13 protein-coding genes are annotated in these 14729 nt (G+C 68.2%); 10 read left to right on the top strand and 3 right to left on the bottom strand.

Annotation, left to right across the window (positions count from 1 at the left end; genetic code table 11):
* The first annotated feature begins 23 nt into the window (after positions 1-23).
* The 4 genes from ACM14_RS10425 (at position 24) to ACM14_RS10410 (ending at position 4703) form a co-directional block, all read left to right on the top strand.
* Positions 24-923 carry a DMT family transporter gene (locus tag ACM14_RS10425; RefSeq protein WP_012203377.1) on the top strand — a complete coding sequence of 300 codons (900 nt, stop codon included), beginning with the start codon at positions 24-26 and terminating at the stop codon, positions 921-923.
* A 274-nt stretch (positions 924-1197) separates the two neighbouring features.
* Entirely contained in the window at positions 1198-2517 is a 1320-nt protein-coding gene (locus tag ACM14_RS10420; protein WP_065346108.1) for an MFS transporter, read from the top strand.
* An 87-nt stretch (positions 2518-2604) separates the two neighbouring features.
* Entirely contained in the window at positions 2605-3282 is a 678-nt protein-coding gene (locus ACM14_RS10415) for a DUF2848 domain-containing protein (protein WP_065346107.1), read from the top strand.
* A 50-nt stretch (positions 3283-3332) separates the two neighbouring features.
* A complete protein-coding gene (locus tag ACM14_RS10410; RefSeq protein WP_065346106.1) occupies positions 3333-4703 on the top strand; it encodes an amidase in 1371 nt (456 codons plus the stop codon).
* Between the two features lie 20 nt (positions 4704-4723).
* Here the strand turns inward: ACM14_RS10410 and ACM14_RS10405 are convergent, their stop codons facing one another.
* Positions 4724-5659: a LysR family transcriptional regulator gene (locus ACM14_RS10405; protein ID WP_043822010.1), complete on the bottom strand. Its 936-nt coding sequence runs from the start codon at positions 5657-5659 to the stop codon at positions 4724-4726.
* A 141-nt stretch (positions 5660-5800) separates the two neighbouring features.
* Between ACM14_RS10405 and cysK the strand changes: the two genes are divergently transcribed.
* The 3 genes from cysK to ACM14_RS10395 all read left to right on the top strand — a co-directional run bounded on the left by cysK (position 5801) and on the right by ACM14_RS10395 (position 8883).
* A complete protein-coding gene (cysK, locus tag ACM14_RS10400) occupies positions 5801-6718 on the top strand; it encodes a cysteine synthase A (RefSeq protein WP_013804126.1) in 918 nt (305 codons plus the stop codon).
* A 37-nt stretch (positions 6719-6755) separates the two neighbouring features.
* Entirely contained in the window at positions 6756-6887 is a 132-nt protein-coding gene (locus ACM14_RS32625; RefSeq protein ID WP_013804127.1) for a hypothetical protein, read from the top strand.
* 139 nt (positions 6888-7026) lie between these two features.
* Positions 7027-8883 carry an ABC transporter ATP-binding protein gene (locus tag ACM14_RS10395; protein ID WP_013804128.1) on the top strand — a complete coding sequence of 619 codons (1857 nt, stop codon included), beginning with the start codon at positions 7027-7029 and terminating at the stop codon, positions 8881-8883.
* On the opposite strand, the gene ACM14_RS10390 is transcribed toward ACM14_RS10395, so the two are convergent.
* Complete coding sequence (locus tag ACM14_RS10390; protein ID WP_034390462.1) at positions 8880-9626, bottom strand: GntR family transcriptional regulator; 747 nt, start codon at positions 9624-9626, stop codon at positions 8880-8882. The genes ACM14_RS10395 and ACM14_RS10390 overlap by 4 nt on opposite strands.
* 97 nt (positions 9627-9723) lie before the next feature.
* Between ACM14_RS10390 and pcaB the strand changes: the two genes are divergently transcribed.
* Genes pcaB through ACM14_RS10375 form a run of 3 tightly spaced genes read left to right on the top strand, consistent with a single transcriptional unit; the run spans position 9724 to position 13581 of the window.
* Positions 9724-11106: a 3-carboxy-cis,cis-muconate cycloisomerase gene (gene pcaB, locus ACM14_RS10385; RefSeq protein ID WP_065346139.1), complete on the top strand. Its 1383-nt coding sequence runs from the start codon at positions 9724-9726 to the stop codon at positions 11104-11106.
* A gap of 44 nt (positions 11107-11150) precedes the next feature.
* Positions 11151-12143 carry a tripartite tricarboxylate transporter substrate-binding protein gene (locus ACM14_RS10380; protein ID WP_012203368.1) on the top strand — a complete coding sequence of 331 codons (993 nt, stop codon included), beginning with the start codon at positions 11151-11153 and terminating at the stop codon, positions 12141-12143.
* A 4-nt stretch (positions 12144-12147) separates the two neighbouring features.
* Positions 12148-13581 carry a lyase family protein gene (locus ACM14_RS10375; RefSeq protein WP_065346105.1) on the top strand — a complete coding sequence of 478 codons (1434 nt, stop codon included), beginning with the start codon at positions 12148-12150 and terminating at the stop codon, positions 13579-13581.
* Between the two features lie 5 nt (positions 13582-13586).
* Here ACM14_RS10375 and ACM14_RS10370 read toward each other — a convergent pair whose 3' ends face one another.
* Positions 13587-14543 (bottom strand): tripartite tricarboxylate transporter substrate binding protein, encoded by a 957-nt coding sequence (locus ACM14_RS10370; protein WP_012203366.1) that lies wholly within the window; start codon positions 14541-14543, stop codon positions 13587-13589.
* Between the last annotated feature and the right edge of the window lie 186 nt (positions 14544-14729).

Raw genomic sequence — 14729 nt, 5'->3', positions numbered from 1 at the left:
GGATCAGTCTTAGGAGTCTTCCAATGGGGTCTTACCTTTTCCCTTTGATCGCCGTGCTCATCTGGTCGGTCAATACCGTGGTCAGCAAGATGGCGGCCGACAGCATCGGCGCGGCCGAAATCGGTTTCTACCGCTGGCTGGTGGCGGCCGTGCTGTTCACGCCGTTCCTGCTGCCGTCCATCTGGCGCCAGCGCGCCGACATCCGGCCGCTGCTGCCGCGCCTCATCGTGCTGGGGATGCTGGGCATGGTGATCTACCAGAGCCTGGCCTATTACGCGGCCCATATGACATCGGCCACGCACATGGGCCTGATCGGCTCGCTCACGCCCATGATGGTGCTGGGCCTGTCCACCGCCATGCTGGGCCAGGCGTTGAGCCGGGGCGCCGTGCTGGGCTGCGTGCTGGCGATTGCGGGCGTGGCCCTGGTGGTGTCTTCGGGGCAGCCTGCCACCTTGCTCACCCAGGGCCTCAATGGCGGCGATGCGCTGATGTTCGTGGCCATGCTGGCCTATGCGGTCTACAACATCCTGCTCAAGCGCTGGCCCATGCCGCGCCTGGCCACGGTGCAACTGCTGTACCTGCAGATCCTGGTGGCCGTGATCGCGCAGCTGCCGCTGTTCCTGATGGCGCCGCGCACGGGGCTGAACGCGACCAACCTGCCGCTGGTGGGCTTTGCGGGCATCATGGCTTCCATCGCCGCGCCGCTGCTGTGGATGATGTCGGTGGCGCGCATCGGCCCGGGCCGCTCCAGCATGTTCTTCAACTTGGTACCCATCTTCACGGCCGTGATCGCCTTCATGGCATTGGGTGAGCCCCTGGCGGCCTACCACGCCGTGGGCGGCGTGCTGACCATTGGCGGCCTGCTGCTGGCCGAGCTGTGGAAGCAGCCTTTGCGCGCACCGCGTGCCGCCGCCACCGCCTGAAAAAATCAGGGTTTTCCCGAGCGCAAATGGTGCACGCATGCTGCATGCCGGTGCGGCGCCCGCACCAGCTCTGCCCATAAGAATTTGCATTCAGGCCTGCTCATAATTTCTTGTTGGACAGCCCTGTCCCGCCTTTCGATACTGCCGCCACAGGAACAGCTCCAGACGCCCGGCCGGTCTCTCTGCAGACCCGCCAGCGCCTGAAGCCCCTGAGACACACAGGCCCCGCCCCGGTCCGTGTGCCCGCTGCACCGTCGAAGACAGGAGACACCCCATGAGCAGTCCGGCATCCGCCGCACATTCCCCCGCCCACGGCGCCGGCCAGGCATCGCCGCCCGACATGGACGCCACCTACCGCAAGATCGCCTGGCGCCTGATTCCCTTTCTGGTGCTGCTCTTCATCCTGGCGTGGATAGACCGCGTCAACGTCGGCTTCGCCAAGCTGCAGATGCTGGACGACCTGCAGTTCAGCGAGGCCCTCTACGGCCTGGGTGCCGGCATCTTCTTCATCGGCTACTTTCTGTTCGAAGTGCCCAGCAACCTGCTGCTGGAGAAGATCGGCGCACGCAAGACGCTGGCGCGCATCACCATCCTGTGGGGCGCGGCCTCCATGGCCATGGCCTATGTGACCACGCCCACCATGTTCTACGTGCTGCGCTTCATCTTGGGCGTGGTGGAGGCCGGCTTCTTCCCCGGCGTGGTGCTGTACCTGACCTACTGGTTCCCGGCCCGCCACCGGGCGCGCGTCAACGGCCTGTTCATGACCTCGTTCGCCATTGCGGGCGCCGTGGGCGGCCCCATTGCGGGCGCCATCATGAACGGCATGCAGGGCGTGGGCCATCTGTCCAACTGGCAGTGGCTGTTCATCCTGGAAGGCATTCCTTCGGTGATCGCCGGCTTCTTCGTGCTGCTGTACCTGCCCGAGAAGCCCGCCAACGCCAAGTGGCTGAGCGCGTCCGAGCAGCGCGCCGTGACCGCCGCCGTGGAGGCAGAGAACCAGGGCGGCCACAAGCATGTGTCCTTCCTGGACGCCTGCCGCAACTACCGCGTCTGGCTGTGCGCTGCCGTGTATTTCTGCATCGTCAGCGGCAACGCCACCATTGCCTTCTGGTCGCCGTCCATCATCAAGGAGATCGGCATCCAGAACACGCTGCAGATCGGCCTGATCTCGGCCATTCCTTTCCTGGCCGGCACCCTGGCCATGGTCTGGAACGGCATGCATTCGGACAAGACCGGCGAGCGCCGCATGCACTGCGCCCTGTCCGCGCTGATCGCGGCGGCGGGCCTGATCCTCACGGGCCTGTTCCTGCACAACGCCGTGCTCGCCCTGTGCGCGCTGACGCTGGCCTCCATCGGCATCCTCGCGGCCTTTCCCGTGTTCTGGTCGATTCCTGCCGCCTTCCTGGCCGGCACGGCAGCGGCCGGCGGCATTGCGCTGATCAACTCCATCGGCAACCTGGCCGGCTTCGTGGCGCCCTACATGATCGGCGCGCTCAAGACCAGCACGGGGTCGCTGTCCTCGGGCCTGTACTTCGTGGCCGCGCTGGAATTCATGGCCGCCTTCCTGGTCGTGCTCTTCGTCAAGAAGCAGTGATGCCTGCGCGCCGCACCGCGCGCGCCACTGCCCCCTCCTCTTTCCCACCGGGGCCTGCGGCCCCGCCTTTTCCCTGGATCGCCTGCCATGCAACTGCAGTTCACCACCCCCGAGGGCCAGACCTTCGCCCCTGAATTCGACACCCTGATCGTCGCTGGCTGGGCCGGCCGCGACCGCGAGGCCATCGAGCACCACATCGAGGAGCTGGCCGCCATCGGCATCCCGCGCCCCAGCGCCGTGCCGCTGTACTACCGCATCTCCAGCAACCAGCTGAGCCAGCGCAGCGCGCTGCAGGTGCTGGGCCCGGACTCCTCGGGCGAGGTCGAGGTCTTCGTGTTCACGCACGAAGGCGAGATGTTCGTGAGCCTGGCCTCCGACCACACGGACCGCAAGTTGGAAGCCTACAGCGTGGCCTTTTCCAAGCAGGCTTGCGTCAAGCCCGTGGCCACCCAGGCCTGGCGCTTTGCCGACGTGGCCGGCCACTGGGATGAGCTGGTCGTGCGCTCGTGGATCGTGGAAGACAGCCGCGAGGTGCTCTACCAGGAAGGCACGCTGGCCAGCCTGCGCACGCCCCAGGACCTGATCGCAGGCTTCACGGGCGGCAAGGATCTGCTTCCCGCAGGCTGCGGCATGACCTGCGGCACGGTGGGCGCCATCGGTGGCATCCGCCCCTCGACGCAGTTCTCCATGGAGCTGTACGATCCCCGCAGCCAGCGTTCCATCCGCCACAGCTACCGCAGCGAACTGCTGGACGTCGTGGCCTGAGCCCCGACTCCGATCCGCCCACGCCCGCCTTCACCCACAGGACTTCCCACATGACCCAAGCCCTCCCCCTGCCCAGCCTGGAACTGGCATCACAGCGCCTGCATGGCGGCGAAACCACCTCGGTGCAGCTGACCGAGCAGGCCCTGGCCCGCACCATGTCGGGGGAAGGCCCCAAGGTGTTCACGCGCGTGTTCCAGGGCGCGGCCCTGGCCGAGGCCCGTGCCAGCGACGTGCTGCGTGCGGCCGGCCTGGCGCGCTCGCCCATCGAGGGCCTGCCGGTCTCGGTCAAGGACCTGTTCGACATCGCCGGCTTTCCCACGCTGGGCGGCTCGCGCCTGCTGGCCGACGCACCGCCCGCGCAGCGCACGGCCGAAGTGGTGCAGCGCCTGCGCCAGGCCGGCGCCGTCATCGTGGGCACGACCAACATGACCGAGTTTGCCTACTCGGGCCTGGGCATCAATCCGCACTACGGCACGCCGCGCAATCCCTGGCAGCGTGACGAGGACGGCGGCCGCATCCCGGGTGGCTCGTCCTCGGGCGCGGCCATCTCGGTCACCGACGGCATGGCCATGGCGGCCATCGGCTCGGACACGGGCGGCTCGGTGCGCATTCCTTCGGCGCTGTGCGGGCTCACGGGCTTCAAGCCCACGGCACGCCGCGTGAGCATGGAGGGCGTGCTGCCGCTGTCGGCCAACCTGGACTCCATCGGCCCGCTGGCCCCCAGCGTGCGCTGCTGCGCCACGCTGGACGCCATCCTCTCCGGCGAGCCGCTGGGCGAGCTGCATGCCGCGCCGCTGCAGGGCCTGCGCCTGCTGGCACCCACCAACGTGGTGCTGGACGGCATGGGCGCCACCGTGGCCGCCGCCTGGGAGCGCACGCTGACCCTGCTGTCGCAGGCGGGCGCCCACATCACCCATGCCGTGGTCGCGCCCTTCGGCGAGCTGGCCGACATCAACTCCAAGGGCGGCTTCACGGCCGCCGAGGCCTGGGCCTGGCACCGCCACCACATCGCCACGCGCCTGTCCGAGTACGACCCGCGCGTGGGCACGCGCATCCTGCGCGGCAAGGACATCAGCGCGGCCGACTACATCGACCTGCTGGCACGCCGCAGGCAGTGGATTGCCGCCGTGAGCGCCCAGATGGCCGACCATGACCTGATCGTCATGCCCACCGTGCCCGTGGTCGCCCCGAAGATCGCCGACCTCACGCAGAGCGACGAGGCCTACTTCGGCGCCAACGGCCTGATCCTGCGCAACCCCACGCTGATCAACTTCCTCGACGGCTGCGCCATCTCCCTGCCCTGCCAGCGCGCGGGCGAGGCGCCCGTGGGCCTGAGCCTGGCCGGCCTCGGCGGGCAGGACCGGCGACTGCTGTCCGTGGCCCTGGCCGTGGAGCAGCTGCTGGCTTCGGCGCAGGGCTGATCGACCAGGCGGCCTCGGGCCTAGCCGCCCAGGCCGCTGCCCGGCAGCCGCGCCACGGCCTGGCCGTGGTTCAGCGCAAAGGCGGCGGCGGTCTCCTCGGCCGCGCGCGCCACCACTTCGGTCAGCGGGTTCTGGTGGTCATTGCGAAAGCAGGCCACCAGCGGCAGCGAAGGGAACTCCCGGTCCACGCGCAGCAGGCGCAGGCGCTGCTCGGCCAGCTCGCGCTGGATGATGGCCGGCGGCACGGCGGCCACGCCCAGGCCGTCGCAGACCACGCGGATCATGGTCGCCACCGAGGCAATGCAGTTCAGGTGCACCGAGGCGCTGCTTTCGGTGGAGAACAGCTGCTCGATCACCGCATACGGCTCGGAGCCGCGCGCAAAGCACATGATGGGAAAGGCCGCCAGCTCGGCCAGGCTCAGGGTCTCGTCGCCAATGCCCAGCTTGGGGCTGCCCACCCAGGCCATGGGAAATTCACCCAGCGACAGATGGCCCACGCCGGCCGCCGTCACGGGCTTGGCCTGCAGCGACAGGTCCAGCTGGCCCTTCACCAATTGCTCGGACATGTGCAGCGTGGTGTCGCAGGCGATCTCCACCTGCAGGCGCGGATAGCGCTGCTGCAGCAGCGCCAGGAAATCGGGAAACCAGCTGTGCACGATGGACTCGATGGCGCCGATGCGGATCACGCCGGCATAGGCCTGCTTGTCCAGCATGTCCTCGCGCATCTCGCGCATGAGGCGCAGCATGCGCTCGGCATGGACCAGGGCCTTGGCGCCGTCGGCCGTCAGCGTGACCTCGCGCACGCCACGGTCGAACAGGCGCACGCCGAACTCCTGCTCCAGCGTGGCGATGCGGCTGGAGACGGCGGCCTGCGTGGTGTACAGCCGCTCGGCCGTCATGCGGAAATTGCGCAGCTCGGCCAGCAAGACAAAGGTTTCCAGGAACCGTAGATTCATGCGGCGATGTTAGCCGTCCAGGCCATATCGATATAGCCCATGCATAGAACAGCTGCGTGCACAATGAATGCTTGGTTTTCGCGCAGCGTCTGCGCACCACCCCCGACTGTCCAACCACCACCCCAAAATCGCGGAGGTCCGATGAGAGCTGACAACATCCTGCAAACGATTGGCAACACGCCCCATGTGCGCATCAACCGCCTGTTCGGCGCCGGTGCCAATGTGTGGATCAAGTCCGAGCGCGGCAACCCCGGCGGCTCCATCAAGGACCGCATCGCGCTGGCCATGGTCGAGGACGCCGAGAAGTCCGGCGCCCTGCAGCCCGGCGGCACCATCATCGAGCCCACCAGCGGCAACACCGGCGTGGGCCTGGCCCTGGTGGCCGCCGTCAAGGGCTACAAGCTGGTGCTGGTCATGCCCGAGAGCATGAGCATCGAGCGCCGCCGCCTGATGCTGGCCTACGGCGCCAGCTTCGACCTCACGCCCAAGGAAAAGGGCATGAAGGGCGCCATCGCCCGCGCCCAGGAACTGGCCAGCCAGACGCCCGGCGCCTGGATTCCCCAGCAGTTCGAGAACCCCGCCAACATCGACGTGCATGTGCGCACCACGGCCCAGGAAATCCTGGCCGACTTCCCCGAAGGCCTGGATGTGCTGATCACCGGCGTGGGCACGGGCGGCCACCTGACCGGCGTGGCCAAGGTGCTCAAGGCCAGGTTCCCCCAGCTCAAGGTCTTTGCCGTGGAGCCTGCCGCCTCGCCCGTGATCTCGGGCGGCCAGCCCTCGCCCCACCCCATCCAGGGCATTGGCGCAGGCTTCGTGCCCAAGAACCTGGACACCAGCCTGCTGGACGGCGTGATCCAGGTCGAGGCCGAACCCGCGCGCGAGTACGCACGCCGCTCAGCCCGCGAGGAAGGCATCCTGGTCGGCATCTCCTCGGGCGCCACCCTGGCCGCCATTGCGCAAAAGCTGCCCGAGCTGCCCGCAGGCGCCAAGGTGCTGGGCTTCAACTACGACACGGGCGAGCGCTACCTGTCGGTGGAAGGCTTTCTGCCGGCCTGACCGGCGGCAAGCCCCGTCCGCTGCAGTGCACTGCAGCATGAAACACAAGGCCTCGCAAGAGGCCTTTTTTGTTGCCGCCAGCGGCATGCTGCATTCCCCATTCGCGCACAACGAAGCGGCCCCGGACGCGGACAATCTTCCCCACGGCGCCGTGTTCCCCCTGCACTGAAATCCGGGCGCGAACCCACGCGTAGGACAGTTGTGTGGAGATCTCTTACAAAACATGTTGCGCCCAAAGGTCATGCTGAACGCGCATCGGGCAAACCCGACTCTGGCCTACGATGGTCTGACCAAGGAGTAAAAAAATCTTGTTCGGTTTCTTTGAAAAACGCGTTCCGCCCTATCCCAGCGTCGAGCCCACGGTCCCTCCCAAGGGCTTTTTTGCCTTCATCTGGGCCTGCACGCAAGGCATGCGCGGCTGGATCGCGCTGCTGACCTGCACCTCGGCGCTGCTGGCCGTCTACGAGGCGGCGCTGTTCGCCCTCATGGGCCATGTGGTGGACTGGTTGTCCACGGTGTCGCCGGCCGGTTTCTGGGCAGAGCAGCGCGGCACGGTGTGGGGCATTGCCGCCGTCCTGCTGTCCAGCGTGCTGTTGCTGGCCTTTCACACGGCGGTGATGCACCAGGTGCTGGCCATCAACTTCCCGATGCGGCTGCGCTGGGTGTTCCACCGGCTGATGCTGGGCCAGAGCATGTCGTTCTATGCCGACGAGTTCGCGGGCCGCATCACCACCAAGATCATGCAGACCGCGCTTTCCGTGCGCGAAGTGGTGTTCATGGTGGTCGATGTGCTGGTGGGCGTGAGCGTCTACATGATCGGCATCCTGATCCTGGCGGCCAGCTTCGAGTGGCGGCTGATGATTCCGTTTGCGCTGTGGCTGGCCGCCTATATCGGCGCCTGCTGCTACTTCGTTCCGCGCCTGGGCAAGATCGGCAAGGAGCAGGCCGATGCACGCTCCATGATGACGGGCCGCGTGACCGATGCCTACACCAACATCGCCACCGTCAAGCTGTTCGCCCACACGCGCCGCGAGGCCGAGTACGCGCGCAACGCCATGGAGGCCTTCAAGTCCACGGGCTATGCGCAGATGCGGCTGGTCAGCCAGTTCGAGATCGTCAACCATCTGATGATCACGATGCTGCTGGTGGGCTCGGCGGGCACGGCGCTGTACCTGTGGTCGGCCGGACAGGCCAGCGCAGGCGTGGTGGCGGCCATCATCGCCATGGCGCTGCGCCTGATGGGCTATTCGCACTGGGTGATGTGGCAGATGACGGGCCTGTTCGAGAACGTGGGCACCATCCAGGATGGCATCCTCACGCTGACCAAGCCGCGCACCATCGTGGATGCGCCCGACGCCAGGCCGCTGCAGGTCACGCACGGCGCCATCGCCTTCGAGGACCTGAGCTTTGCCTACAAGGACGGCGGCAAGCAGGTGATCGACCACCTGAACCTGCACATCCGCGCCGGCGAGCGCATCGGCCTGATCGGCCGCTCGGGCGCGGGCAAGTCCACGCTGGTGAACCTGCTGCTGCGCTTCCATGAAGCCCAGGGCGGGCGCATCACCATCGACGGCCAGGACATACGCACCGTCACGCAGGACAGCCTGCGCGGCGCGGTGGGCATGGTCACGCAGGACACCTCGCTGCTGCACCGCTCCATGCGCGACAACATCCTCTACGGCCGCCCCGACGCGACCGAGCAGGAGATGCTGGCCGCCGCGCAGAAGGCCGAGGCCTCGGACTTCATCGCCACGCTGACCGACCTCAAGGGCCGTGGCGGCTACGACGCCCAGGTGGGCGAGCGCGGCGTCAAGCTGTCGGGCGGCCAGCGCCAGCGCGTGGCGATTGCGCGCGTCATGCTCAAGGACGCGCCCATCCTGCTGCTGGACGAGGCCACCAGCGCGCTGGACAGCGAGGTCGAGGCGGCCATCCAGCAAAGCCTGGACAGCCTCATGCACGGCAAGACCGTGATCGCCATCGCCCACCGGCTCTCGACCATCGCGGCCATGGACCGCCTGATCGTGATGGACCAGGGCCACATCGTCGAGCAGGGCACGCACCAGCAACTGCTGGAGCTGGGCGGCATCTACGCCAAGCTGTGGTCGCACCAGAGCGGCGGCTTCCTCGCAGAGCAGGGCTCGGAAGCTGCCAACGCCAACGGCTAGACGCTCGCCAGATCCCGGTCCAGCTGCGTATGCAAGGTGTAGCGGCTGGCCGGGTGCAAGGTCACGCTGAGGTCCATCAACTCCCCATCGGTATCCAGATAGCGGCGCACGATCTTCAGCGCCGCTGACCCGGCCGGGGCCTGCAATTCCTCCGACAGCGCATCCGGAATGAGCGCTCCCACCACGGCCTGCCGCACCCGCGCGATGCGCAGGCCGTATTGCTGCTCCAGCAGGCTGCTGACCAGCAACTCGGGCGCGGCGCGCACGCGCTGGGCCAGTTCCTGCGTGTCAAAGCGCTGCGCATCCACATAGACCACGGTCCAGGCAATGGGCAGGTGCGGCGCGGCGCCGTCGCGGCGCAGGCTGCAGATGGCCAGCCAGCGGCTGCCGGCCGGGCAGTCCAGCTCGGCGGCCAGGTCCTGGTCCAGCACCACCTCCTCGATGCGCCGCACCTCGCGCACATGGGTGGCGCCGAACTGCACCAGGTCCTCCAGCGAGGTCAGCGCCTGGCGGTAGTGCGCATGGGGCTGCGCCGCCTCCACGCGCGTGCCCACCTTCTTGCGCCGCGATACCAGCCCCGACTGCTGCAACTCGGCAATCGCCGCGCGCACGGTGTGGCGGCTCACGCCATAGCGGTCGCACAGCTCCAGCTCGGTGGGCAGCAGGGCGCCCACGGCGTATTCACCCGAGGCAATGCGCTCGGACAGGTCGCGCGCCACCTGGGCATAGCGTGTCTCAGCCATGGGCGCAGGCCCTCACCCCAGGCAAACCCGGATGTTCGTAATGTACGTACATAAATAAAAATATCGATATGTCCGAACTTAATCGCAATTGCGCACCATGACCCCTCCGTCCTTCACCTCCAGCACCGCCATCGATTCGCTGCTGTTCCGCGACGCCTTCGGCACCCCGGCCATGCGCGCCATCTTCGCCGACAGCGCGCTGGTGTCGCGCTACATCGAGGTCGAGGTCGCGCTGGCGCGCGCCCAGGGCCGCTGCGGCGTGATTCCGGCCGAGGCCGCACACGAGATCGCGCAGCGCTGCAGCCTCGAAGCGCTGGACTTCGAGCTGCTGCGCAAGGAAACCGACATTGTCGGCTACCCCATCCTGCCGCTGGTGCACCAGTTGGTGAAACAGTGCGGCGACGCAGGCCGCTACATCCACTGGGGCGCCACCACCCAGGACATCATGGACACGGCCACCGTGCTGCAGGTGCGCGATGCGCTGGACCTGGTCGATGCCGACATCGCCGCGCTGCGCACCATCCTGGCCGACCTGGCAGAACGCCACCGCGACACGCCCATGGCCGGCCGCACGCACCTGCAGCACGCTTTGCCCATCACCTTCGGCTACAAGGCCGCCATCTGGCTGGCCATGTTCGACCGCCATGCCCAGCGCCTGAAGGAACTGCGCCCGCGCGTGCTGGTGGGCCAGTTCGCGGGGGCGGCAGGCACGCTGGCCTCGCTGAGCGGCCGGGGCCTGGAAGTGCAGCAATTGCTGATGGAAGAACTGGGCCTGGGCGTGCCCGCCACCACCTGGCATGTGGCGCGCGACGGCCTGGCCGAAGCCGTGAATTTCCTGGCCCTGGTCACCGCCTCGCTGGGCAAGATCGCCTACGACGTGATGCTGCTGTCCTCCACCGAGTTCGGCGAGGTGTTCGAGCCCTTCGTCACGGGGCGCGGCGCCAGCAGCACCATGCCGCAAAAGCGCAACGCCATCTCCAGCGAGCTGATGCTGGCCGCCTCCAAGGCCGTGCGCCAGCATGCGGGCCTGATGCTGGACGCCATGGTCCAGGACCTGGAGCGCGCCACCGGCCCCTGGCACGCCGAATGGGTGGCCCTGCCCGAGAGCTTCGTGCTCTCGGCTGGCGCCCTGCACCAGGCGCGCTTCATGCTGGGCGGCCTCATCGTCGATCCCGAACGCATGGCCCGCAACCTGGACATGACCGACGGCCTGATCGTGGCCGAGGCCGTGATGATGGGCCTGGCCCCGCACACGGGCCGCCAGCAGGCGCACGACATCGTCTATGCCGCCTGCCGCAGCGTCAACGCCGAGGGCGGCACGCTGGCCGATGCGCTGGCCCGCCTGCCCGAAGTCACGGCCCATTTCGACCGCGCGGCGCTGCAGCGCCTCACCGACCCGCGCAACTACCTGGGCGAGGCCCCGCAGATGGTGGACCGCGCCCTTGCGCTGTCGCGCGCCCATACAGCCAGCGGCCGCTGACACCCCGGCCCAGGACAGAACACAGCACTACAGGAGACAACACCATGCCTTTCCATCTTCCCCGCCTGCCACGCCTGGCCCTTGCCCTGGCCGCCACCACCTTCGCCCTGGCCGCGCACGCCCAGGGCGGCTACCCCGCCAAGCCGCTGACCTGGATCGTGCCCTTCGCGGCCGGCGGCCCCACGGACGCCATGGCGCGCGACATCGCCCAGCGCACCAGCACGCAACTTGGCCAGCAGATCATCATCGAGAACGTTCCAGGCGCGGGCGGCACCATCGGCGCGGCCAAGGCGGCGCGCTCGGCGCCCGACGGCTACAGCTTCCTGGTCGGCCACATGGGCTACATGGGCGCGGCGCCGTCGCTGTACAAGAAGCTGGCCTACGACCCGGTCAAGGACTTCGAGGCGGTGTTCCGCTTCCCCGACACGCCGCTGGTGCTGCTGGTGGGCAAGAACTCCCCGTACAAGACGGCAGAGGAGCTGGTGGCCTTCGGCAAGCAGAACCCGGGCCGGCTGAACTTCGGCAACGCGGGCGTGGGATCGACCTCGCACCTGGTGGCAGCGCTGTTCGCCAGCCGCGCGCAGATGGAGATCACCCAGGTGGCCTACAAGGGCGCGGCACCGGCCATGACCGATGTAATCTCGGGCCAGGTCGATGCCATGTTCGACCAGACCAACACCGCCCTGCCCCAGCTGGCCGGCGAGCGCATCCGCGCCATCGCGCTCACCTCGGACAAGCCCATGCCCCAGTTCCCGGGCGCGGCAGCGCTGGGCCAGAAGCTGCTGCCCGGCTTCGAGACCGCCACCTGGTACGGCATCTACGCGCCCAAGGGCACGCCGCGCGACGTGGTGCAAAAGGTCTACCAGGCCTACACCAAGGCGCTGGCCGACAAGGCCTGGACCGACAGGATGGCCGCCCAGGGCATACGCCTGCTGCCCGCAGATCAATACGCCCCCGAAGCCCTGGCCCGCCACACAGCCGCCGAGGTGGAGCGCTGGCGCAAGGTGGCGGCCGACGCGAAGATCTCGCTGGACTGAGCCCATGGACCAGACACGCACCCAGGCCCAGGCACAGACCCAAGCTCACACCCGCATCGAGCACGATGCCTTCGGCCCCGTCCACATCCCTGCCGACCGACTCTGGGGCGCGCAGACCCAGCGCGCGCTGGAGCTGTTCACCATTGGCGAGGAGCGCTTTCCGCAGGGCCTGTACCACGCATTCGGGCTGCAGAAGCTGGCGGCAGCGCGCGCCAACCGGCGCCTGGGCGTGCTGGACGACGAGCGCGGCGCGGCCATCGAGGCCGCGGCCACCGAACTGCGCGACGGCCTGCTGGACGCACATTTCCCGCTGACCATCTGGCAGACGGGCTCGGGCACGCAGACCAACATGAATGCCAACGAGGTCATCGCCAACCGCGCCAACCAGATGCTGGGCCAGCCCCCGGGCACGCGCAGCCCGGTCCATCCCAACGACCATGCCAATGCCTCGCAGTCGTCCAACGACAGCTTTCCCACGGTGATGCACCTGGCCACGGCGCTGGAGCTGCGCGACCACCTGCTGCCCGCCCTGGAACAGCTGCAGCAGCGCCTGCAGGAACGCGCCCTGGCCTTTGCCGGCGTGCTCAAGGTGGCGCGCACGCACCTGATGGACGCCGTGCCCATGACGCTGGGCCAGAGCTTCGAGACCTTCGCCCACCAGGTGGGCCACGGCATCCACCGGCTGCAGGCCACCCAGCCCCGGCTGTGGAGCCTGGCCCAGGGCGGCACGGCGGCCGGCACGGGGCTCAACGCGCCGGCCGGATTCGACCGGGTCTTCTGCGAGGAGATACAGGCGCTCACGGGCCTGGCGGTCACGCCCAACCCCTGCAAGTTCGAAGGCATGGCCGCGCACGATGCGCTCATCGAGGTCTCGGGCGCACTCAACGTGGTGGCCGGTTCGCTGGCCAAGATGGCCAATGACATCCGCCTGCTGGGCTCAGGCCCGCGCTGCGGCCTGGGGGAGCTGGTGTTTCCCGACGATGGGCTGAGCTCCTCCATCATGCCGGGCAAGCGCAACCCGACCGTGGCCGAGGTCGTGGTCCAGGCCGCCTACCAGGCCATGGGCCACCACCTCACCGTCACGCTGGCGGGCTCGGCCGGGCACTTCGAGCTCAACGTGGCCAAGCCCGTGCTGATCCACCACCTGCTGCGCGCCATGCGCGCGCTGGGCGACGCCAGCCGCGTGTTTGCCGAGAAGCTGGTGGCCGGCCTGCAGGCACACACCGAGCGGCTGGAGCAGCAGGTCAGCCACTCGCTGCTGCAGGCCACCGCGCTCAACCCGGTGCTGGGCTATGACGCCGTGGCACGCATCACGCGCGAGGCCATGGCGCGCGGCATTGCGCCGCGCGAGGCGGCCGTGGCGCTGGGGCTGATCACGGCGGCCGAGTACGACCGGCTGGTGGACCCGCGGGCCATGGCCGGGCTGCCGCCCGCGTAGCGGCCTCAATCCTCCAGGCCTATGTTCTGCACGATCTTCTTCTCGTCCTCGAACGCCTTCCTGGCGAACGCCGTGTACTCCTGGCTGCCGCGGAACTGCGTGCGCACGCCGTAGTTGCCGACGACCTGGCGGAAGGCCGGGTCGTCCATGGCGGCCTTGATGGCGGCTTCGAGCTTGCGCACGATCTCGGGCGGCAGGCCGCGCGGCCCGGCGATGCCCAGGGGCGAGGGCACATCGAAGGCATAACCGGCTTCGCGGAACGTGGGCACGTTGGCAAAGGCCTCGGGCCGCACCTCGGAGGCCGAGGCCAGGGCGCGCAGCTTGCCCGAGCTCAGGTACGGCAGCACCGTGTTGGCGTACACGCCGGACTTGATGTGGCCGGCCATCAGCGAGTTCAGCGCCTCGGCATCGCCCTTGAAGGGCGCATGCGTGAAGCGTGCGCCCGTGGCCTGCTCCAGCAGCGCCATCACCACGTGGTTGGCCGTGAACTTGCCCGGTGTGCCGTAATCCACGGCGCCCGGATTCTTCTTGGCGAACTCGACCAGATCCTGCACCGTCTTGAACGGCGAGTCCTGGGGCACGGCCAGCACGAAGTCATAGGTCATGTAGGTGGCGATGTAGCTGAGATCGCGCACCGGGTCGTACTGCACCTTCTGGATGTGGGGCTGGCGGAAGATGCTCACGGGCGCCAGCGTCAGGCGGTAGCCATCGGGCTTGGCCGTGCGCATCTCCATCACGCCCATGGACGCGCCTGCGCCGGGCTTGTTCTCGATCACCACGGTCTGCCCCAGCTGCTTGCCCATGCCCTGGGCCAGCGCACGCGCCACCACGTCGGTCACGCCGCCCGCGCCGTAGGGCACGACCAGGCTGATGGGGCGGCTGGGATAGCTGTCCTGCGCCCATGCTGCGCCCGTCATCAGGACCGATGCGCACATCCATGCGCCAAACACTCGTCTTTGCATTTCCATCTTCCTCAGAGGCTCACGACCATCGAACTTGCTGCTGTTCAATTTAGATGGATGCATGCCAACCATGGATTCGGGCAAGCCCGTAGCGTTGGGGATTGTGGGGAAAACGCGCAGCGTGGGTGCGGGACTGATGGCTCTATAGCAGGGGGTGGCGTGGTTGCTTGGTTTGCGGGGGGTGGT

Origin of the sequence: Delftia sp. JD2, from assembly GCF_001682645.1 — a bacterium.
GTDB lineage: Bacteria > Pseudomonadota > Gammaproteobacteria > Burkholderiales > Burkholderiaceae_C > Comamonas > Comamonas acidovorans.
This window is presented reverse-complemented; position numbering and strand designations above follow the sequence as displayed.

What these genes read in the sequence shown, in the direction of transcription:
- ACM14_RS10390 (WP_034390462.1), bottom strand. Translation starts at nt 9,626, where the DNA reads ATGGCTGAGACACGCTATGCCCAGGTGGCGCGCGACCTGTCCGAGCGC.
- ACM14_RS10375 (WP_065346105.1), top strand. Translation starts at nt 12,148, where the DNA reads ATGGACCAGACACGCACCCAGGCCCAGGCACAGACCCAAGCTCACACC.
- cysK (WP_013804126.1), top strand. Translation starts at nt 5,801, where the DNA reads ATGAGAGCTGACAACATCCTGCAAACGATTGGCAACACGCCCCATGTG.
- ACM14_RS32625 (WP_013804127.1), top strand. Translation starts at nt 6,756, where the DNA reads ATGAAACACAAGGCCTCGCAAGAGGCCTTTTTTGTTGCCGCCAGCGGC.
- ACM14_RS10410 (WP_065346106.1), top strand. Translation starts at nt 3,333, where the DNA reads ATGACCCAAGCCCTCCCCCTGCCCAGCCTGGAACTGGCATCACAGCGC.
- pcaB (WP_065346139.1), top strand. Translation starts at nt 9,724, where the DNA reads ATGACCCCTCCGTCCTTCACCTCCAGCACCGCCATCGATTCGCTGCTG.
- ACM14_RS10420 (WP_065346108.1), top strand. Translation starts at nt 1,198, where the DNA reads ATGAGCAGTCCGGCATCCGCCGCACATTCCCCCGCCCACGGCGCCGGC.
- ACM14_RS10425 (WP_012203377.1), top strand. Translation starts at nt 24, where the DNA reads ATGGGGTCTTACCTTTTCCCTTTGATCGCCGTGCTCATCTGGTCGGTC.
- ACM14_RS10370 (WP_012203366.1), bottom strand. Translation starts at nt 14,543, where the DNA reads ATGCAAAGACGAGTGTTTGGCGCATGGATGTGCGCATCGGTCCTGATG.
- ACM14_RS10415 (WP_065346107.1), top strand. Translation starts at nt 2,605, where the DNA reads ATGCAACTGCAGTTCACCACCCCCGAGGGCCAGACCTTCGCCCCTGAA.
- ACM14_RS10380 (WP_012203368.1), top strand. Translation starts at nt 11,151, where the DNA reads ATGCCTTTCCATCTTCCCCGCCTGCCACGCCTGGCCCTTGCCCTGGCC.
- ACM14_RS10405 (WP_043822010.1), bottom strand. Translation starts at nt 5,659, where the DNA reads ATGAATCTACGGTTCCTGGAAACCTTTGTCTTGCTGGCCGAGCTGCGC.